This is a genomic window from Fimbriimonas ginsengisoli Gsoil 348 (assembly GCF_000724625.1).
In the GTDB taxonomy this organism is placed as follows: domain Bacteria; phylum Armatimonadota; class Fimbriimonadia; order Fimbriimonadales; family Fimbriimonadaceae; genus Fimbriimonas; species Fimbriimonas ginsengisoli.
On the sequence record NZ_CP007139.1, the window covers coordinates 2,514,317 to 2,532,933 of the forward strand.

The following is an 18,617-nucleotide window of genomic DNA, read 5'->3' on the forward strand; positions in this document are numbered from 1 at the left end:
CCCGTAAGGGTAAACGCCGTGAAGTTTTCGTGCTTGCCTATTCTCTTGCTTCCTCTTCTCCCCCTCGCTGCCCGCGCCGACGGCGTGGACGATGTCGTTAACCGCGAGATGAAGCGGGCGGGGATTCCTGGGCTTTCGCTTGGCATCATTCGAGACGGAAAGCTAGTGCGGAAACAGGCGTATGGGCTGGCCGATATCGAGCTGAATGCGCCGGCACAGGCGGATGACCTGTACGAAATCGGCTCGATGACCAAGCAGTTCACGGCTTTCCTGACCCTCATGCTGGTGGAGGAGGGGAAGATCGGATTGGACGATCCGATCTCCAAATACATCGAGGGTACGCCGGCCACCTGGAGCAAGGTCACGATCCGCCACATGCTCAACCAGAACTCGGGCCTTCCCGAATATGTCACCGTCCCCGGCATCGGGCTGATGGACGATTTCGACCGCGACAAGTGGATGAAAGGGGTCACCCCGCTGCCGCTCGACTTCCAGCCAGGGGAGACCTGGGCTTACAGCAACACTAATTTCGCCCTTCTAGGCTGGGTGATCGAGAAGGTGGCGGGCAAGCCGTATACCGAGGTCATGACCGAGCGAGTTTTGAAGCCGCTCGGGATGGACCACACGAGGTTCGAGAACGTGAACGACGTGATTCCGCGCCGCTCGCATGGTTACCTTCCGCAGCCGGGAGCGCCCATGCTTCGGGTAGAAGGGATGAAGGGGACGTCCGTGCAATCCGACGGAACCCTCATGTCGAATGTAGAGGATCTTGCCAAGTGGGACGCCGCTCTGCTCGAGCGCAAGCTTCTCAAACCCGAGAGCTACCGGCTTCTCTGGAGCCCCGGCAAGTTGAACAGCGGGCGCGTCCGCTATTACGGTATGGGCTGGATGCTAAGCTCCCCCGGTACGAAGCCGTCCGTTTACCACCCCGGCGCCAGCGTGGGTTACGGCGCGTGCATTACCCGGTACGAGGACCCTCACGTCACCGTCGTGGTTCTCACGAACCTGTATAGCGGCGCTCCCGAGGTCATCAGCCGCCGCGTCGCCGAAGCGTACGACTCGGCTCTGGTGCCCGAGATCCCGAAGGAAACCAAGGACCCGATTCCGGACCGAACCAAGCGGGTCCGGGAAACGCTGGAAAAGCTCGGCGCCGGAACCGCCGACCCGGCTTCGATGGAGCCGGAGCTGATCGCTCCGCTCCAAACCGCCCGGGCGAAGATGTTTCCCCAGTTCCGTGACTTCACGAAGATCGAGCAGCTCAACTACTCGGCGGAATCGAAGCAAGGCGACGACACCATGCTCGTCTACCGCCTAAAGAACGACCGCCGGACCCTTTCGGCGTTCTTGCTCGTGTCCAAAGAAGGCAAGCTGGCCCAGATCTATCTGAAGGCCGATCCGGTTTAGGCGATTTGGACCCCTCTAGCGGAGACCCTTGCGTGCGAATTCGGCGGGTCCGAGGACCCCTGATAGCGCTGGACAGATATCGCCGCTTTCAGGGCTCGGTGGGTTGGTCGGCTTTTACCCAGGGCTCACGCCCCGGGCTGTAGGATGTCGCGCCTTCAGCGCTGGAGGCGGACTTACGGTAGGAGGCACCTTTGAAGGTAACGGGTGCTTCGTAAGGTAAGCCCCATTCGCGGCGTTCAGGGCTCGGAGGGTGGTCGGCTTCCTTACCAGGGCTCCGCTTCGTTGCGCCTTTCGCTTTTGAGATATCGTCCCCTTGGGGCTGCCTCGGGATGCGTATTTGCGCGCACCTCGATCGCGGCACCCTCGGTATACAATGCGACGCCTTTCGAAGCAGAGTGCCGGCGGTGAATCTACGAGGTTGATAGATATAGGCACTTCGGACTTCGTCTGAGTGCTTCTTGGCGTCCACCGCCTTAACGCCCACCGCCCGACGCCCACCGCTCAATTCCCTTCAGTCCACAAGCCACACGCCACAGTCCACACCTTCCCCCCGGTATCCTCTCCCGAATGACGTTCGACCTCGGTTTTCTTGGGGGCGGGCAGCTTGCCCGGATGTCGATCCAGGCGGCCCAGAGGATGGGTTTCAAGTGCCTTTCCCTGGATCCGGGCGCGGATACGCCGGCATCGCAGATTGCGGAAAGCGTTCAAGGGAGCCTGAGCGATCCGTCGAAGATCGCCGAGATTCTCAACCGGTGTGAGCGGGTGACGCTGGAGAACGAATTCATTCCCGCCGCCGCGATTCGGGAAGCGGTTCAGTTAAGCGGGCGCAATGAGGAAGTCGTTATTCCCGGCATCGACACGCTGGCGACCATTCAAGATAAGTTGCTCCAGAGGCAGGCGCTGATCGCGGCGGGTGTCGCTTCGCCCCGTGCCGTACCGATGGACGACGGGGGCAAGAAAGCCATCGCGGAAATCGGCTTCCCGATGGTTCTCAAGGCGAGATTCGGCGGTTACGACGGGAAGGGAACGCGTTACGCGAAGACGCCGGAGGAGCTGGAGCAACATCGCCCGCTTTGGGAAGGCGGAGGCTGGTTAGCGGAGGAGTTCGTGCCGTTTCGCCGCGAGTTGGCGGTGATGGTGGCGGTCGATAGCCGCGTCCAAGTGGCGCTCCACACGGTCGAGACGATCCAGACAAACCATGTCTGCGACTTCACCTTCCCGAGCCATTTCGGGGAGTACGGCCAAGCCGACGGAACCGAAACCGCGGTCGCCGCGATCCGGGCGGTTGGTGGATACGGACTGTTCGGCGTGGAGCTGTTCGAGACGGCCGATGGACGCCTCTTGGTCAACGAAATCGCCCCCCGCCCCCACAACACCGGCCACTACACCCTCGACTGGGGCGAGCAGAGTCAGTTCGATTACCATGTCCGCCTCGTCGCCGGACTGCCGATTGAGGAGGGGCCGGCGGGGAACTCGGTTTACATGGCGAACCTCCTCGGTCAACCCTCCGCCGGCGACTATCGACGCGGAGTCCAAGCCGCTCTTGAGCGATATCCGGGAGCCCGAGTCCACTGGTACGGCAAAACCGAGTCCAAGCCTGGGCGAAAGATGGGCCACATCAACCTCGTCGCCCGGCCTGGGGAATCTAATCTGGATCGCCTACGTGAGATTCGGCGGGCGTTCTACGAAGCCTGGACCCTGTAGAAAAGCGCGACCGAGGTCGCGCACTCCCAAGGCGGCGCTACACCGGGACGGTTGAGAGTTCAGGCGATACGGCGAACGCGGCCTCGGTCTTGGCGCGGATTTCTTCTTCGGTGACTCCGGGGGCGAGCTCACGGAGTACGAGTCCGAGTTCGGTCACGTCGAAGACGCACAGATCGGTGATGATCAGGTCGACGCACGCCTTGCCGGTCAAGGGCAAGCGGCACTCTTTGAGCACCTTGCTCTCGCCGGCTTTGTTGGTGTGCTCCATCACGACTACGACCCGCTGGACGCCGGCGACCAGGTCCATGGCGCCCCCCATCCCCTTCACCATCTTGCCGGGGATCATCCAGTTTGCGAGGTCGCCTTGCTCGCTTACTTCCATGGCGCCCAAGATCGATAGGTCGATGTGGCCGCCGCGAATCATCGCGAACGAATCGGCGCTGGAGAAGAACGCGGTGCCGGGAATCGCCGTGACGGTTTGCTTGCCGGCATTGATAAGGTCCGGGTCCTCCTCCCCCTCGTAAGGGAATGGGCCGAGACCAAGCATCCCGTTTTCACTCTGCAACACAACGTTCATCCCCTCTGGAATGAAGTTCGCGACGAGGGTTGGGATTCCGATCCCGAGGTTGACGTAGAATCCGTCGCGCAATTCTAGCGCGGCTCGCTGGGCCAATTGATCGCGGCTGAGTGGCATGAGGTCGTTCCTTACTTGAGGTTATCTCACCCGGCCCCACACTTGGTGGGTCCCGGCCCCGCTGATGAGCGACTTCTGGTCGTCTTCGAGCTCTAGAAGTTCGGCGAGCACCTTTTCTATCTCTTCGGCGCTTGCCATTCCTTCCGCGACGAGCGCTTCTTTAATCCCATCGAGCGTGAGGCTGCTGATCCGCTTCGTCTCTCCTTCCGGTAAGAGAGTGATTTGAACGTCCGCCCTTACCGGATCGAGGCCCGCGTCGAGGGCAAGCCGGTACAGCTTTCGTCCCAGGTATGGGTCCCCTCCGCGACGGCGCACCACTACCTCGTACCATTCCAGATAGCGATCAAACGCCGCCGTTCGCGGCTCGGCGACGTGCAGGTCGAAGTCGATGTCCTCGAGCACGACCCGTGCACCCGGCTTGGTGGCCGCGATCATGGAAGCGATCGCGGCCGCTGGATCGGCGAGATGGGAAAGCAGATACCGGGCGTAGACGAGGTCGAACTTCCGTTCGATGAAAGCTAGATCGCGAACGTCTATCCGCTCGAACCGGATGCTCGGATGCCGATGGCGAGCGGCCTGGATAAATCCCTCGTTCGCGTCGACCCCCATCGCGTCGACTCCCAATTCCGCGACGCGGGCGGTAAGCGCCCCGACTCCACAACCGACGTCGAGGAACGACATCCCCTTCCGCAGCCCCGCCGCCCGAAGCAATCGCCGCGAACGCGGCCACATCGCCTCGTTAAGGATCTCGAGCCGGCGCCTGCCCGGCGCGCCGGTCGCCAACGAATACCTTTCGTCCATGGCGTTAGCCTCGCATATCCATGCCGCCATCGACGGTGATCGTGCTGCCGGTGATGAACGAGGCTAGGTCGGAGAGAAGGAACACGGTCGCCCCCGCTACATCTTCTGGGCGGCCTATCCGGCCGAGAGGAAAGCTGGCGGCTACGTTATCGCGTCCGAGAATGTCGAAGCTGGGAGCGGCCATGTCGGTGTCCGTCCAAGCCGGGGCGATGCAGTTCACCCGGATCTGATCAGGCGCCAACTCCTTGGCCATGGAGCGCATGAACATGATCTGCGCCCCCTTCGAGGTGGCGTAAGCCGAATACTCGGCGGAGCCGCGCTGGCCGGCGGTGGAGGTGTAGATGACGATGCTTCCGCCCGCGGTCCTCATATGCCGAGCGGCCGCGCGCACGGCCAGAAAGGTGCCGCGTACGTTCACCGACATCGTTCGATCCCAGAACTCGGCGGTCATCTCGGGCAAGTAACACCCTTCGAAGACCCCCGCGGAGACGACCAAGCCGCTCAGCGGGCCAAGCTCCGCCACCGCCGCGTCGACCGCCGCGTCCATGGCGCCGTCCTCTGAGATGTCCGCCTGGACGGCGAATCCTTTGCCGCTCGACGCGCGGACGTCCTCCACCGTCCGATCCGCGGCTTCGCGGTTCGAAAGGTAGTTGACGCTGACAGCGGCTCCGGCTTGCGCCGCCATCCTGGCAGATGCCGCCCCGATACCGCGGCTGCCGCCGGCGATAAAGATGTGCCGGCCGGCCAGGCTAATCATAAGCGGCTCTTTTGTGGTCACCCATCAAACGGAGCTGTCGAGGGTTCGCCGCTGCCAAGACCTCGGGATTAAATTGCCAACTCATGAACGGCGAGAACTGTTGGGCAATGAACCGGTGCGAGTAGTGGACTTGGAGCAGGTGACGAATCCGATCCGACTTGTTTTCGCTCCCGGTATGCCAAATCTCGCTTCGGAAAAAAAGGACGTCGCCCGCTTTGCACAACACCGGCTCGAGCTTCCGCCCCTTGTACTCCGGGTCCTTGTCTTTCCCCCAAGTAAGGGCTTGACCCGATTTGTGGCTGCCCGGAATCACATAGGTCGGACACAGCTCCTCGTCGATGTCGCTGAGGTAGAAGTGGGCGGTGCAGAGGTAGATCGGCAGCTTGAAGCGAGGGTCCTCGGCCATGTCTTCGGGCACTTCCACAAAGACGCGGTCGGTGTGCGGCGACCACCCGTTGTGACCTGGGTGACTGCGCCAAGCCGTCTGCCCGATAATGTGGCACTCGCTCCCCATCGTCGCCTCCGCGAGGTCGATAACGCCAGGCCAGTCGATGAACTGCAGCCAGAACGGGTCGCGGTTGAAGACGCACTTGTAATGGTCGTTGATCCCCTCCGAGTCGAAGCCGAACGGCTTAAGTCCGTCGATCTTCTCCCGTGCCTGCGCCACCAGCTCAGACGAAAGGACGTTCGGGATCAAAGCGAAGCCGTCGTCGTGGATCGCCTGGGCCATTTCGGCGACTTGGTTGAGGCCAAAGGTGTGCTGTAGATAGCGGAAGTCTTGGGTCACGCTCATGATTCTGGGCACACTTTATCATGTTAGGCGCGTTTCAAATCCGCATAAAGGATGTCGTTTCCGTACAGAGAGTGGGAGGTCGCCAGGATCTCTCCCTTCGGCGAATAAATCGTCGAGAATCCGTACCCGAACCACGGCTGGGGTTCGTCGACGCTCCAGTTTGCGCCCACGACGTAATGACCGTACGCCCTTAACCGCCCGGGCAGGATATGCCAAAACCAGTCGGCGGGATGGCTGGGCGAGACCCAGGCGATCGGATAGAGCAGCGCCCAGATTTTCTTCGGCTTGAGACGGTCGAGGATGGTGTGGATGTCGAAACAGATCGCCAAGCCGACGCGGCCGTATTCCGTGTCGTACGTCTGGACGTCTCGATCTCCCTTCGTCGCCCAGCTCTTCTCCGGGACCGGCCAGGGCGTCAGCTTGCGATAGTGCGCCACGATCTTTCCCGTCGGAGCCGCGAGGCAGACCGTGTTGTAATACTTCGCTCCATCCTTCTCCACGAACGGGACGGTGACGTAGATGCCGAGACGCTTGGCGGCGGCGGCGAATTGCTTCGTGGATTCGCCGTCCACTGCCTCGGCAAACTGTTCGGGATCTCGGCCTCGAAAGGACGGCTCGATCGGCCAGCCGTCCAGATGCCAGTTCGTTCGCAGGTCCTGCGAGAGGTAGCCCGTGATCGATGCCTCGGGCAGAACCACGATCTTGGCTCCGTTCTTGGCGGCTTGCTCCACCAAACCCAGCAGCTTCTTCCGATTCGCCTCGACTTCGCCCATCACCGACGAACATTGGATCGCCGCCACTTTGACCGTCGCGGACTGGGCGATAAGAAACGTCGAAAGAAGTGTAAGCATCAAATCAATTCATCCTTGCAGTCGGAAGCCGAGGGTTTCGCTCGACTGCTAATCTAGACAAATCGATGGCCATCCCCACTTTCCTCGCCTTGCTCCTGATCCGGGCACAGACGCCGGTTCAGTACGCAAAGTTCGAATTCAATATTCCAATGCGGGACGGGGTCAAGCTTTACACTTCCGTCTACATTCCCAAGCAGGTTGCAGGCCGGCACCCGATTCTGTTGGAGCGCACCCCTTACTCTGCCGGACCTTACGGCCCAGCGAATAAGGATGATTTCTTGGGCTCGCCCCGCATGCGTCAAAAGGGCTACATCTTCGCCTACCAAGATGTCCGTGGTCAATACATGAGCGGCGGAACGTACGAGAACGTCCGCCCGATACGGAAGGACGCGACGGTCGGGACCGATGAGAGCACCGATACCTGGGACACCGTCGATTACCTGGTGAAGCATGTGCCGGGAAACAACGGAGCGGTCGGGCTTTGGGGGATTTCCTACCCCGGGTTTTACGCCGCCGCCGGGGCCATCGACACCCACCCGGCCCTGAAGGCGGTATCGCCGCAGGCGCCGGTGAGCGACTGGTTCGTGGGGGACGACGTGCACCACAACGGGGCGTTTTTCCTGCAGGACAACTTCGATTTCGGGGCGTGGTTCGATATGCCCCACAAGTCATTGGAGCGAGACCACCCCGGACTCAAGATCGACCGCGGCGGTCGCTCGGCCTACGATTTCTTCCTGCAGGGCGGATCGCTCGCGGAAATCGAGAAGAAGTATTTCAAGGGAAGAATCCCGTACTGGAACGAAGTCGCCCGACACGGCACTTACGACGATTACTGGAAAGATCGAGCCTTGCCGCCTCACATGAAGAACGTGAAGTGCGCCGTCCTAACCGTCGGCGGCCTCTTCGACGCCGAGGACATGTGGGGCGCGCTGAATACCTACGCCGCGACCGAGCGCCAGAACCCCGGAATCCCCAACTTCCTTGTGATGGGCCCGTGGTACCACGGGATGTGGGCCGAGGGAGAGGGAACCGCGTTCGGAGATCTCTCTTACGGCATGGCGACCAGCCAGTGGTATCGCGAGAATGTCGAATTTCCGTTCTTCGAGCGGTATCTTCGCGGCCAAGAAGTACCTCCGCCCGCGGAGGCGACGATTTTCCAAACCGGTGCTAACCGATGGCGCACGTTCACCCAATGGCCGCCCGCCGGCCTGGGCAAATATTCCGTCTATCTGGGCGAAGGACATACGCTGACGGAATCCGCGCCGGGTACAGAGGGCGCGGATTCGTATGAGAACGATCCAGCCCGGCCGACCCCGTACATCGCGGATCTCTCCTCGAAAGAACGTCCCGCCACCTACATGGTGGACGACCAGCGATGGGCCGAGAAGCGTTCGGATGTCGCCACCTATAAGGGCCCGGTGCTAGCTCGGGATCTGACGGTTGCCGGTCCGGTCGACGTCGACCTCTGGGCCTCGACGACCGGAACCGACGCCGATTTCGTGGTGAAGGTGATTGACGTATGGCCCGCTGATTCGACGGATGTTTCGTCCCGCGGCCGTCCGATGGCGGGCTACGAGCAGCTTCTTCGCGGCGACATCATGCGCGGCAAGTTCCGGAATTCGCTCGAGAAGCCTGAGCCGTTTGTCCCGGGCCAGTCAACCCGCGTGCACTTCCGGATGAACGACGTCCTCCACACCTTCAAGGCTGGCCACCGCATCATGGTCCAAGTCCAAAGCTCCTGGTTCCCTCTGGTCGACCGCAATCCGAACCGATTCATGGACATCTATCAAGCCACGACGTCCGACTTCCAACCCGCCACCATCACCCTCCACCACGACCCCGCCCACCCCTCGTCGGTCTCCTTCGGCACCTTGTAGCCCCCGTGGCACGGGCTTCCAGCCCGTGTGTATCACGACCATCCTGGTCGTGTGAACGTAGCATCGGCTCCCAGCCGATGAACCCGACGGCCCTCGTGGCCATTGGAAAAGGGCCAGGGGCAGGATCCCCCTGGGACCCACTGGCAAGATGCCAGTGGCACGTTCGGAAATGCGGCTCGTGCGTTATGCTCTTTCCGTGCTTAGCCTCATTCCTTTTTTCGCCGTGATGTTGGCCCAGGGGCCGGGGCAGAACCCTCAGACGGGACCTCGGAGCCAAACGCGACCGCCGGTGGCCGACGCCTCCCCGGTCGTACCCGCGATCGAGATCGCTCCCTCGGTGACTCATCACACGCTCACCCTTCCGAGTGGCGCGGTGACCTACACGGCCACCGCGGCCCAGATTCCGCTCCGAAACGAAGCGGGCGAGGTCGAGTGCCGGATGTTTTACGTCGCCTACACCAAGGATGGCGCCGAGGCGCATAACCGGCCGGTCACGTTCGCCTTCAACGGCGGTCCGGGAAGCGCCACTTTGTGGCTCCACATGGGTTCCCTCGGGCCCAAGCGGGCGCCGATGAACGACGACGGGACCCTGCCAAACCCGCCGTACGAGGCCGTCGACAACATGGACTCGTGGCTCGACTTCACCGACGTGGTGGTCATCGACGCTCCCGGCACCGGTTACAGCCGCATTGCCCGACCGGACCTCGCGTCCAAGTATTTTGGACTCCAGCCGGATATCGCCGCTTTCAGCTCGTTTATCCGGAACTGGCTCACGTCGCACAAGCGCTGGCGCTCCCCGCTCTTCGTGGCCGGCGAGAGCTATGGCGGCATCCGTGGTTCGGGCCTCAGCAACGCCCTCTTCCGCTCCGGAGTGGCGCTGAACGGGTTCGTGAGCATCTCAGGGACCAGCAACTTCATGACGCTGGACGGCATGCGCGGCAACGACTCCACCTACATTAGCTTCTTCCCATCGATGGCCGCGTGCGCGTGGTACCACCACAAGCTCGCGCCGAGGTTCAAGGACGTCGCGAGCGTCGTTCGAGAAACCCAGGACTGGATCGACAAGGAGTACGCTCCCGCCCTTCAGCGCGGCGACAGCCTGAGCCCCAAGGAGAAGGAGCATATCGCCGACAAGATGTCGGAGTATCTCGGGATTAGCAAGAAGTATTGCCTCGGCGCCAACCTCCGCGTCACCGAGCGCCAGATGTTCCGCGAGCTGCTGCGGGACGAAGGGCTGACGATCGGACGATACGACGGCCGGCTTACCGGAAAGGAAGAGCTGCTCGTCGGCGAGCGCGGATCCGGCGACCCGAGCGACGATGCCACGACCGCTCCATTCACCTCCTCGCTCAACGACTACCTCCAGAACGATCTCGCGATCAAGACCGACCTCCCGTATCTCAACTCCGGCAACGTACGTCCTTGGGCGGAGCCGGAGGGTAGCTATGCCGAAACCGCATCGGACCTCCGAAGCGTGCTGGCGCGGAATCAGCACTTCCGAGCGCTCTACTGCTGCGGGTACTACGATCTCGCCTGTCCGCTTAACGGCACGATCTACACCGTCAACCACATGGGACTCGACCCGGTGACCCGCTCGCACGTCTCGTTCCAGTACTACCCGGCGGGCCACATGATGTACATCGAAAAGAGCTCCCGCAAGAAGCTCCACGACGATGTGGCCAAATTCGAAGCCGACTGCCTAAGCGGACGATAGCGGACCGTTACCCTCCACTCTCTTATGTGGAGGGTCTCATTCTGCGAGGATTTGGGTGTCCTTGCTGCCCGGGGAATTGGACCACCGAGCATCGACAACCGTAGCCCGGGGATTTATCCCCGGCAGAACCTTGGAGCGCGGCTAAAGCCACGGGCTACGGGTGAAATCTGACTGGCGGACAGTCGGCATGCGCGCTTCCGGCATTTGGCCCTCCGGGCATCGACTAAAGTCGACTCCGCATGCGAGCTAAAAGCTCGCGCTCCATTTGTGATTCGCGCCCGAGAAGGCTAGTAAAAAGACTAGACCCGCAGTGGAGATTTCGCTAGAATGGATACGTTATGAACGATGCACGGATGCTGAAGTTCGCCCTGTTTACGGTCTGTCTCGCCGGTTGCGGAGGAGGCGGGGGCGGCGGCTCTGATTCCAACTCTCTAGAGGGCCACTATTCCGGAAGCTTTTCCGCCGAAGGGGTTGGCGCCGGAACCGTCGACGTTACGATTTATTCCGGAAACCGGGTCTCAGGGACCACGGTCAATAGTGCGGCTTCCAACCGGCACGGTCTTTTCGTGGGTCGAATCATCGACTCGACTATTTCCGGTTCGGTCCTCGAAGATGCGCAGCAAGAAAAGGGATTTACCGGCACCGTCGACAAAGGGAACGGTCAGTTGACCTTGCATCTGACCTTCAATGGTTTGAACACTACGGCCACCTACACGCTGACGAAAAATTAGACTTCGCCCCGGCGCTTTCATTCCCGCGAACTTGCCGGCAAATGGCGGTTCTCGGGCTTCCTCGATTGCGCAAAATCTCGGCATTTTTGCTAGGCAACCACTTGCTTCTATCCTACTTTGGATAGAGGCGTACACAATGGACTTCGCGGCTCTGACTTCCCCCAATCGTGTCTAGCCTTCGCGCGGAGTTCCATGCCTGGTAGCACGCCTAAGTTTTCAATGTCGAAACCTTCTTTCCGCTTCCTGAGCCTCCTGGGGATTCTCCTGCTGATTGTCCTTCCCGGGCTTGCCACCGCGCAATCGGTTTCGAGCTTGGTGTTGGAGCCGCCGAGCGTACCTGGTGGTTACTCCTCCCGGGGCGTCGTGACTCTTACCTCTGCCGCCACCGGCAACGGACGGCTGGTGTCTGTCTCCAGCGATAAAGCTTTCGTTCAGGTTCCTAGCCTCGTCCGAGTCGTCGCCGGTCAAACCTCCGCTAAGTTCACCGTTAAGACGAGCCCTTTGTCTTCTACCGACACCGCTACCCTGACCGCCACCGCCTCTGGAACGGCGACCGCCGTGATGACCGTCCTGAGTGCGTCCATCAGAAACGTGGAACTCACGCCGAACCCGGCGATCGGCGGTGCAGCCGTACAAGGAAAGGTCAACCTAGCCGGGACGGCGCCGGCAGGTGGCCTGACCGTTGCCTTGACGAGTTCAGGTGCGTTCGCCCATGTCCCTGCAAATGTTATGGTAGCCGCGGGCAACGGTTCTGCCACTTTCAGCATTCCTACCGATTCCGTGGCGACCAGTAAGTTTGCTATCGTCACCGCGACCTTGGGCGCTTCCTCCGCCAGTCGGCCGCTTTTCGTGAACCCCGCCGCGGTTACCGCCCTCTCCTTCTCGCCCGGTGTTGTCGTTGGCGGCGCCGGGACCGTAGGCACCGTTACGATCGACGCGCCCGCCGGGGCCCCGGGGGTCGACGTTCGAGTGTGGAGCGAGAATTCCGCCGTCAAAGCGCCGCTCACGGTCACCATTCCTTCGGGCAGTACGCAGGCGACGTTTAACGCCACGACGATCGCCTTGGCGTCGCAACAACTTGCTCGTGTGACGGCCAAGACAAGTGGATCGCCAGTTGCCGCCACGGTCATCGTCAACCCGCCAACTCCCGCCTCGCTGACCTTAGCCCCTACCTCAGTTACCGGAGGCACCTCCTCTAAAGCGACCGTCACGCTTACCGGAGCCGCTCCCGCGGGAGGAATCGATATCGCCCTTTCCTGCGACAAGAGCTATGCCCAAACGCCGGCTTCGATCCACTTGACTACCGGAGCGACGTCGGGGATCTTCACAGTTACATCGAGTGCGGTTGATGCGGATGGAAAGGCCGCGATCACGACCGCCGTTGGCGGAGGAACAAAAAGCGCGAACCTCACGGTTCTCTCTCCGCCGGTCGCCTCCGTTGCTGTCGACCCGGCGATCGTAACCGGAGGAACCAGCGCAACGGGCAAGGTCTTCCTCGTCAATCCCGCTCCCGCTGGAGGGGTAGTCGTGACATTACAGAGTGACCGGAGCTTCGCGACTCCGCCCGTTTCCGTTCGGGTGCCCGTGGGAAGCGTCTCCACCACGTTCACCGTCTCCACCGCGGGAGTCGTGTCGACGCAGAACGCTACGCTTACCGCCACCGCGGGAGGCATCCGTGTAACGGCAACTTTGACGGTAGCTTCGCCTCAAGATACGATCGTCTCGATCATCGCTCCGGGGCGGACGCTACTCTTCGCCGCCGCTCAGGACGGAAACCAAGTCTGGCGGACCATTCCCGTAACCGGGGACCACGCGGTCGCGATTGTCACCGATCCATCGGGTCGATATGGCCTAACCGTGGTTTATGCGGAACCCAACGGAAAGATCGTTACTTCGATCCACCAAGCAACCCTCTCGGAGATCAAGGCGATCGTTATTCCTGCGGACAACCCAACTTACGATACGGGAGAGGTTTCTGGGTCATTGTCGAACCTACCCACCGGCTCCTCCGTGTCCCTGATGGGATTTGGTCGCGGTTTTTCTTCGCTAACAAAGAACGGCGCGTTCTCGGCCTCGTTGCCCAAGAAAGCCCCTTGGGATCTTGTTTCGGCCCTATATGGTCCAAGGAATACGTTTCAGGGCTTGGAAATTCGCCGTAACCTCTCCAGCACTCCGATCTCCGGCATCAACCTCGACGCTTCTCAGTTCTTGATGCCAACCGAGGAGTTCAGCCTGTTGGGTTCGGGCGACTCGATCGGTTTCGCGTTATCGTATGCCGCCTCCTCCTACTTACAGACGGTGAACGGCACCCTAAGCAGTGTTATCGATACTCAGCGCGATGCGCACTATTCGTTCTATGGATTGCCGGCGTCGTTCCAAGATGCAGGTGATCGGTATTACGCGACGCTAACCGATTATTCTGAGAATTTTAACGGCGACTTCGGCGGTTGGTCCGTTTCGTCCACGGGGGTAGCGGTCGGAGCCCCGCATGATATCGAGCTTAATCTCGACTTCCCGTCGGACCCTCTTGCCTTTTCCAGCATCGGCGCCGCGGGCCATGAGGTGGGCCAGGTGACTTGGAACGAACTCTCCCCTAACTTGAAGGCGTTGGAAAACACGTTCATCGGGACGGGCGTATCCCACGCATGCTTTGCTAGCGTCGGTTGGCTTGGAAAAAATCTTTCCAATTACACTTACACCTCTCCGGATTTCGCAGGACTTCCCGGATGGAATATCTCCTGGAATCTAGGCAAATTCACCAGCAGTGAAGCAAAGATTATCGTCAATAACGGCGCCTTCGCGGACCTCTACGACTCCACTCGCCCCATCTCCGATGGTTACATTTCGACGACTTACTTCATTAGGTACGTCGCCAACTAGACCTGAAAAATATCCCGCAACGTGGCCCGGGCGGACCCTACATCGCCAGTAGCGCGCCGGTCAATTCCGGGAACGAGTGGTAAGTGAAATCGGGAGCGAGCGAGGTCCCAAATCCGTAAGTCACGAAGGCGAACGGAATCCGGCATGCTCGCGCAGCGGCTTCGTCTCCGGCCGCGTCGCCCACCATGATCGGCCGCTGAAGGCCGTTTCGCTGGATCACCCGTGCGAGGTTTCGATCCTTGGATTCGGCGGTGTTGCCGAAGCACTCGCAGTCCTCGAACAACTCGCCGAGGTTCGAGAACGCGTAAAACGTCTCGATGTAACCGCTCTGGCAGTTGCTGACGATGAAAAGCCGGTAACGCTCCTTTAACCGCCGCAGTCCTTCCGTAACCCCCTCGTAAATTGTGCCGCCAAGCCGCGTGATCGCCGCGTTGTCCTCCACCGCCGTATCGTCGATCAAGAGCCGGATTTGCTCCTCCGATAGGTCTGAGAACGTCTCGCGGATGCACAGGTCGTGCGGCTTTCCGGTTACGAGTTGAACGTCATCCGCAGTGATGTGGCGGTAGGGAATGCCGTGCTTGGCCAACACGTCGTTCCAGGCGACTGCGCAAGCGGGCGTCGTATCCCAGAGCGTGCCGTCCAAGTCGAAGACGATCGAGTCGAAGTTCGTCATGCCGGTTGCGCCAGAGGACCTAGCCGACGCTATGGCCGAACGTATCGTTCAGGTTCTTGAACTGGTTGACATCCAGCTCGTTCAGCGTGTCCAGCACGTGGTACTGCGCCAACGTTTCCAGCCGTAGAGACTCATTCGCGGGGATTGCGGCCTTGACCATAGGGGAGAGCCAATTATAACGGGTAACGGCTCCCTACCCGTTACCCAACGTCCGCACGAATCGCCATATGCCAGGCCCTCCCGTCCCGTGAAGAGGGAATCAGGAGAGCTGGGCGGCGAGCGCGCGCAAGAGGGCGACGCCGGCGGGGTTTTTGGTTAGGGAAGTGGGTTGGGTTCCGAGCCCTCCGTAGGGACGCAGGGTCGTCACCAGGGTATTTCCCCTCCTCACGAGGACCGGGGCATCTTGGTAGGTGCGAACGTCTACCCGATTGAGCAGCACCTCGTAGGGACCTTCCGAGTCGTCCAGGGAGCCCATATCGATCACGCGGTCGCTCGAAACCGGGAGAAGGCGCGACCACTTCTCGGCAAACGGGACCTCCGACCAGAAGGCGTCGTTACGGAACTCGTAAGCGGCCTCCCGCCAAAAGGGGGCGGCTTTGACGCCCATGTCCGTAAGGAAGAGAATCCCACTTCCGATCTTGCCGAACGCGCCGGTGGCGAGTACCGGGGCATCGTCGGGCGATTCCGCTGTCCGTAACTTCAAATCCCGAAAAAGCCCAGCCTGATCGTGGAGAAAAAACGATTCAAACTCAGAGCTTTCCAGCCTCGGCGTCACCCAGACTGGCCATTCGTTGATCGCCCCGCCAAACTCCACACTGAGCGTATATTCGCCCGGCTCGGCGTCCCACGCGATCTGTCCCACCTCTCGAGAATGTAAGGCGGGTACGCGTTTTGTGCGCTCCGCCCCGTGGGCCACGACCTTTCCATCCTCGCGAACGACGCGCCAGAACAGCCCGCCCTGCAGGTCGTGATCGGAATGGACGCCGATGCGCCAGAACACTTGGCCCGCGAAATGGTTGAAAGGATCGACCCACCCGGAGCGGTTTCCGCCATCCACCCACGGAGGGCGGCGAGTCGGGATAGCAAAGAGGACGGTCTCTCCGTTCCAGGGCAGCATCTCGGCGGGCGAAAATCGCGGGTCGCCCCAGTCGTCGAAGACTCCTGCCGAGGAGATCGGCGTGTCGCGCCATCCTGTGATGACGTACCCGGAGATCGAGTCGCGTGAGCGAACCGCCTCCTGCACCGTTTTCCGAATGAACGTGGCCTTTGCCGCCGAGCTGGCCATCAGCGCCGTATGGCGGCTTTTGGTTGGCTGGTTGGCGAAACGGCTCTCCGAGAGGACGGCGGGAAGATCGTATTGCCATCGCACCCCTTTATCGTTTAGCTCCGGCAACGAGGAGGCCCAGTACGGCATCTCGTCTCCGATCTTGGCGAGATCGCGGTGAACGTCGATGTCGTTGAACTCTCCGAGGAGCGTCGGCATCGGCTCCCTCGCGCCCGGGAGGAGCGAGTCGAGCACGTCGGGATAGAACGGGAGGTCGCAGTACGGGTGAAAGTCGTACAAGTCTCCGTACTCGCGAAGGTCGCCGCCGTACATTTCGGCGCCGCCCGAATTGTCTTTCACCAAAGGAGAGCCGGTAAGGCTCCGCACGAGCTGGGTTAGGTAGGCGCGATACTCGTGCGGCGTAGATGCGCTGAGCTCGCAACCGACCGTCCAGACGACGATATTGTCGTGGTGGCGGTATTGCCGGACCACCCGTTCGATCTCCTCCGCGATCTCGGCCAACCGGGCTGGATCGGGCGAGGGATCCCAAAGCGGCAGCTCGATCCACGCCTCCATCCCTTCTTCACGAAGGATGTCGAGGTACCGGTGGGAAGGAACCCACAGGCAGAACTTCACCAGGTTGAATCCGCGCGCCTTCGCCGCCGCCACCTCTTCCCGGATCGTCCCTTCTGGCGGGTTCGGGTGCCCGATCTCCGGATACCAACCCCAATGCAAGAGGCCGCGAACGTAGAATGGGCGGTCGTCCACAAAAATCTTCGACCCGTCCACCCTTACCCGCGATGCGAGCGGGGGACGCTGCAGAATGGGCTCCCCGCGCACCAGCTCGACCATGCCGAAGATGCCGCCGAACGTGTGGTAGACGAACGGCAGGAAGCCGCTGGCGACCTCCCTGACCGGGTAGGTCGGCCCTCCGTTCTTGACTACCGAAACCTCGACCTCGATCTTCTTCGCCGAGTATTTGTCCAACGGAACCGCAAAGGCATCCCAGATCCCCTTGTGAGAGGCAACCGTTTCGCCGTCGATTCTAACCTCGGCCGCGTAACTTACGTTGTGGAAAAGAAGATGCGATTTTCCGCGCGGCACGGCGATCGTGGTTCGATAGGTCACCGGCCCCTCGTAGCTCACGGCGACGTCTTGACGCCAAGTGTGAGGAAGAAGGATCTCAACCGACGGAGCGTCCGCATCGTAACGGACATGCCAGCGTACGACGGGTTCAGCGTGCTCGCTCATGGGCACGGGCATTGTCGCATGTTAAGTGCCTCCGTTGCGAAGGTGAGCGCCTTTTCCGCATCCTTGGCCCACGAAACGTAACTCTCGGCGCATTCTGACGTTAAGGGAAATGGTGGCCCCAATCTCCGGATCGGGACCCCACCCGTCTTTCAAGGAGGATCCATGACGTTTCTAACCGCTGCCCTCGTGCTGGGCATTCCGGCTGTGGTCATTCCCGGCCCGCAAATCCAAGGCCTTCGCCCCCTGGCTTACGCCGCCTCGCCTTTCGGCTCCCAAGTTCTGGTGACGCTGGAGGACGGTTCCGTCCGGATTATCGATACAAAGACCCGGCAAACCGTTCGCACCCTCGCCAAACACCTGCAGCCGGCTTATGCCGCCGCTTGGAGCCCGGACGGACTCTTCGTCGCCACCGGCGACGAGACCGCCCGCATCTGGATCGAGAACGCCCGAAGCGGCCAGAAGGTGCGCGAGTACCGGACCCACACCAAAGGGATTCAAAAGCTGAGCTTCAACAGCATGGGGAACCTGCTCATCAGTACCGGCAAGGACGATGAGATCAAGATCTACAACCTCACGAAGCCCGGGCCCAAGGAGAGCCAGCACGTTCTCGGCAAAGGGGCCAACTTCTACGGGGCCGCGTTTGATCCGCACTCGCCCTTCGTCTTCGCCACCGGGATCTTGATGGCCGGCGGCGGACGCACCTACGATGCCCAGTCGGGCAGCGTCGGCGCGTTCATCTTGGGCCACGACAGCCAAGGCGCGATGGACGTGGCCTACAATCCGCAGGGAACCCGAATCGCAACGGCCGGCAAGGACGCCACGACCGTGATCGCCGATACGAAGAGCTACAAGAAGATCGGCACCCTGAAGGGGCATGCCGACTGGGTAATGGCGGTCGCATTCTCGCCGAACGGCAAGCTCGTGGCCACCAGCTCCACTGACCGAACCGTGAAGGTTTGGGACTCCACGACGATGAGAAAGGTCGCCGACCTTCCCAACCAGAGCTTCGTCGGTTCCCCCGTCGCCTTTACCGCCGACGGAAAGTCCTTGGTCACGGTCAGCGACCAAGGGTTCCTCCAGATCAACACCGTCGTCGGTCCCCAGTCGGCGGCCGTTACCACCGTCTCTTCGAGGCCGACTCCGAAGCATAAGAAGGGACTGCACGGCTAAGCCGCACCCAACATCGCTCGGCGAACCACACGAACCCTCCAGACTCCGTCTGG

At 61.2% G+C, this 18,617-nt stretch carries 15 protein-coding genes; 7 read left to right on the forward strand and 8 right to left on the reverse strand.

The window, feature by feature from the left end:
- Positions 1-45: 45 nt before the first annotated feature.
- The gene (locus OP10G_RS24485) at positions 46-1,404 is read left to right on the forward strand and encodes a serine hydrolase domain-containing protein (protein ID WP_158409202.1); all 1,359 of its coding nucleotides are present in this window, start codon (positions 46-48) and stop codon (positions 1,402-1,404) included.
- A gap of 567 nt (positions 1,405-1,971) precedes the next feature.
- Positions 1,972-3,108, forward strand: coding sequence for a 5-(carboxyamino)imidazole ribonucleotide synthase (gene purK / locus OP10G_RS11575; protein WP_025225726.1), 1,137 nt, complete (start codon positions 1,972-1,974; stop codon positions 3,106-3,108).
- Between the two features lie 37 nt (positions 3,109-3,145).
- Here purK and OP10G_RS11580 read toward each other — a convergent pair whose 3' ends face one another.
- The 5 genes from OP10G_RS11580 to OP10G_RS24490 are packed head-to-tail and all read right to left on the reverse strand — an operon-like array spanning position 3,146 to position 7,004.
- On the reverse strand, positions 3,146-3,802 hold the full coding sequence (locus OP10G_RS11580; protein WP_025225725.1) for a CoA transferase subunit B: 657 nt from the start codon (positions 3,800-3,802) through the stop codon (positions 3,146-3,148).
- A gap of 21 nt (positions 3,803-3,823) precedes the next feature.
- Positions 3,824-4,603, reverse strand: coding sequence for a class I SAM-dependent methyltransferase (locus OP10G_RS11585; RefSeq protein WP_025225724.1), 780 nt, complete (start codon positions 4,601-4,603; stop codon positions 3,824-3,826).
- A 4-nt stretch (positions 4,604-4,607) separates the two neighbouring features.
- Positions 4,608-5,360: an SDR family NAD(P)-dependent oxidoreductase gene (locus OP10G_RS11590; RefSeq protein ID WP_038473018.1), complete on the reverse strand. Its 753-nt coding sequence runs from the start codon at positions 5,358-5,360 to the stop codon at positions 4,608-4,610.
- Complete coding sequence (locus OP10G_RS11595) at positions 5,353-6,153, reverse strand: phytanoyl-CoA dioxygenase family protein (protein ID WP_025225722.1); 801 nt, start codon at positions 6,151-6,153, stop codon at positions 5,353-5,355. Before OP10G_RS11595 ends, OP10G_RS11590 begins: the two co-directional genes overlap by 8 nt.
- A 23-nt stretch (positions 6,154-6,176) precedes the next feature.
- Entirely contained in the window at positions 6,177-7,004 is an 828-nt protein-coding gene (locus OP10G_RS24490; RefSeq protein ID WP_025225721.1) for a carbon-nitrogen hydrolase family protein, read from the reverse strand.
- Between the two features lie 65 nt (positions 7,005-7,069).
- On the opposite strand from OP10G_RS24490, the gene OP10G_RS11605 reads away from it, so the two are divergent.
- The 4 genes from OP10G_RS11605 (at position 7,070) to OP10G_RS11620 (ending at position 14,206) form a co-directional block, all read left to right on the forward strand.
- On the forward strand, positions 7,070-8,881 hold the full coding sequence (locus tag OP10G_RS11605) for a CocE/NonD family hydrolase (protein ID WP_025225720.1): 1,812 nt from the start codon (positions 7,070-7,072) through the stop codon (positions 8,879-8,881).
- A 196-nt stretch (positions 8,882-9,077) separates the two neighbouring features.
- Entirely contained in the window at positions 9,078-10,595 is a 1,518-nt protein-coding gene (locus tag OP10G_RS11610; protein ID WP_158409203.1) for a S10 family peptidase, read from the forward strand.
- A 338-nt stretch (positions 10,596-10,933) separates the two neighbouring features.
- Positions 10,934-11,326: a hypothetical protein gene (locus OP10G_RS11615; RefSeq protein ID WP_025225718.1), complete on the forward strand. Its 393-nt coding sequence runs from the start codon at positions 10,934-10,936 to the stop codon at positions 11,324-11,326.
- Between the two features lie 219 nt (positions 11,327-11,545).
- Positions 11,546-14,206 (forward strand): hypothetical protein, encoded by a 2,661-nt coding sequence (locus tag OP10G_RS11620; RefSeq protein ID WP_025225717.1) that lies wholly within the window; start codon positions 11,546-11,548, stop codon positions 14,204-14,206.
- A 37-nt stretch (positions 14,207-14,243) separates the two neighbouring features.
- Here the strand turns inward: OP10G_RS11620 and OP10G_RS11625 are convergent, their stop codons facing one another.
- The 3 genes from OP10G_RS11625 to OP10G_RS11630 form a co-directional block, all read right to left on the reverse strand.
- Positions 14,244-14,879 (reverse strand): HAD family hydrolase, encoded by a 636-nt coding sequence (locus OP10G_RS11625; protein ID WP_025225716.1) that lies wholly within the window; start codon positions 14,877-14,879, stop codon positions 14,244-14,246.
- Between the two features lie 19 nt (positions 14,880-14,898).
- Positions 14,899-15,039 carry a hypothetical protein gene (locus OP10G_RS26830; protein WP_158409204.1) on the reverse strand — a complete coding sequence of 47 codons (141 nt, stop codon included), beginning with the start codon at positions 15,037-15,039 and terminating at the stop codon, positions 14,899-14,901.
- A gap of 99 nt (positions 15,040-15,138) precedes the next feature.
- Positions 15,139-17,394 (reverse strand): hypothetical protein, encoded by a 2,256-nt coding sequence (locus OP10G_RS11630; RefSeq protein ID WP_025225715.1) that lies wholly within the window; start codon positions 17,392-17,394, stop codon positions 15,139-15,141.
- Between the two features lie 162 nt (positions 17,395-17,556).
- Here OP10G_RS11630 and OP10G_RS11635 point away from each other — a divergent pair, with 162 nt between their 5' ends.
- Positions 17,557-18,564 carry a WD40 repeat domain-containing protein gene (locus OP10G_RS11635; RefSeq protein ID WP_025225714.1) on the forward strand — a complete coding sequence of 336 codons (1,008 nt, stop codon included), beginning with the start codon at positions 17,557-17,559 and terminating at the stop codon, positions 18,562-18,564.
- Positions 18,565-18,617 lie beyond the last annotated feature (53 nt).

Bases quoted from the DNA above. Each gene is read 5' to 3' on its own strand.
- OP10G_RS26830 (WP_158409204.1), bottom strand. From the start codon at position 15,039: ATGGTCAAGGCCGCAATCCCCGCGAATGAGTCTCTACGGCTGGAAACG.
- OP10G_RS11595 (WP_025225722.1), bottom strand. From the start codon at position 6,153: ATGAGCGTGACCCAAGACTTCCGCTATCTACAGCACACCTTTGGCCTC.
- OP10G_RS11605 (WP_025225720.1), top strand. From the start codon at position 7,070: ATGGCCATCCCCACTTTCCTCGCCTTGCTCCTGATCCGGGCACAGACG.
- OP10G_RS11580 (WP_025225725.1), bottom strand. From the start codon at position 3,802: ATGCCACTCAGCCGCGATCAATTGGCCCAGCGAGCCGCGCTAGAATTG.
- OP10G_RS11585 (WP_025225724.1), bottom strand. From the start codon at position 4,603: ATGGACGAAAGGTATTCGTTGGCGACCGGCGCGCCGGGCAGGCGCCGG.
- OP10G_RS11615 (WP_025225718.1), top strand. From the start codon at position 10,934: ATGAACGATGCACGGATGCTGAAGTTCGCCCTGTTTACGGTCTGTCTC.
- OP10G_RS11620 (WP_025225717.1), top strand. From the start codon at position 11,546: ATGTCGAAACCTTCTTTCCGCTTCCTGAGCCTCCTGGGGATTCTCCTG.
- OP10G_RS11630 (WP_025225715.1), bottom strand. From the start codon at position 17,394: ATGAGCGAGCACGCTGAACCCGTCGTACGCTGGCATGTCCGTTACGAT.
- OP10G_RS11625 (WP_025225716.1), bottom strand. From the start codon at position 14,879: ATGACGAACTTCGACTCGATCGTCTTCGACTTGGACGGCACGCTCTGG.
- purK (WP_025225726.1), top strand. From the start codon at position 1,972: ATGACGTTCGACCTCGGTTTTCTTGGGGGCGGGCAGCTTGCCCGGATG.
- OP10G_RS11635 (WP_025225714.1), top strand. From the start codon at position 17,557: ATGACGTTTCTAACCGCTGCCCTCGTGCTGGGCATTCCGGCTGTGGTC.
- OP10G_RS11590 (WP_038473018.1), bottom strand. From the start codon at position 5,360: ATGATTAGCCTGGCCGGCCGGCACATCTTTATCGCCGGCGGCAGCCGC.
- OP10G_RS24490 (WP_025225721.1), bottom strand. From the start codon at position 7,004: ATGCTTACACTTCTTTCGACGTTTCTTATCGCCCAGTCCGCGACGGTC.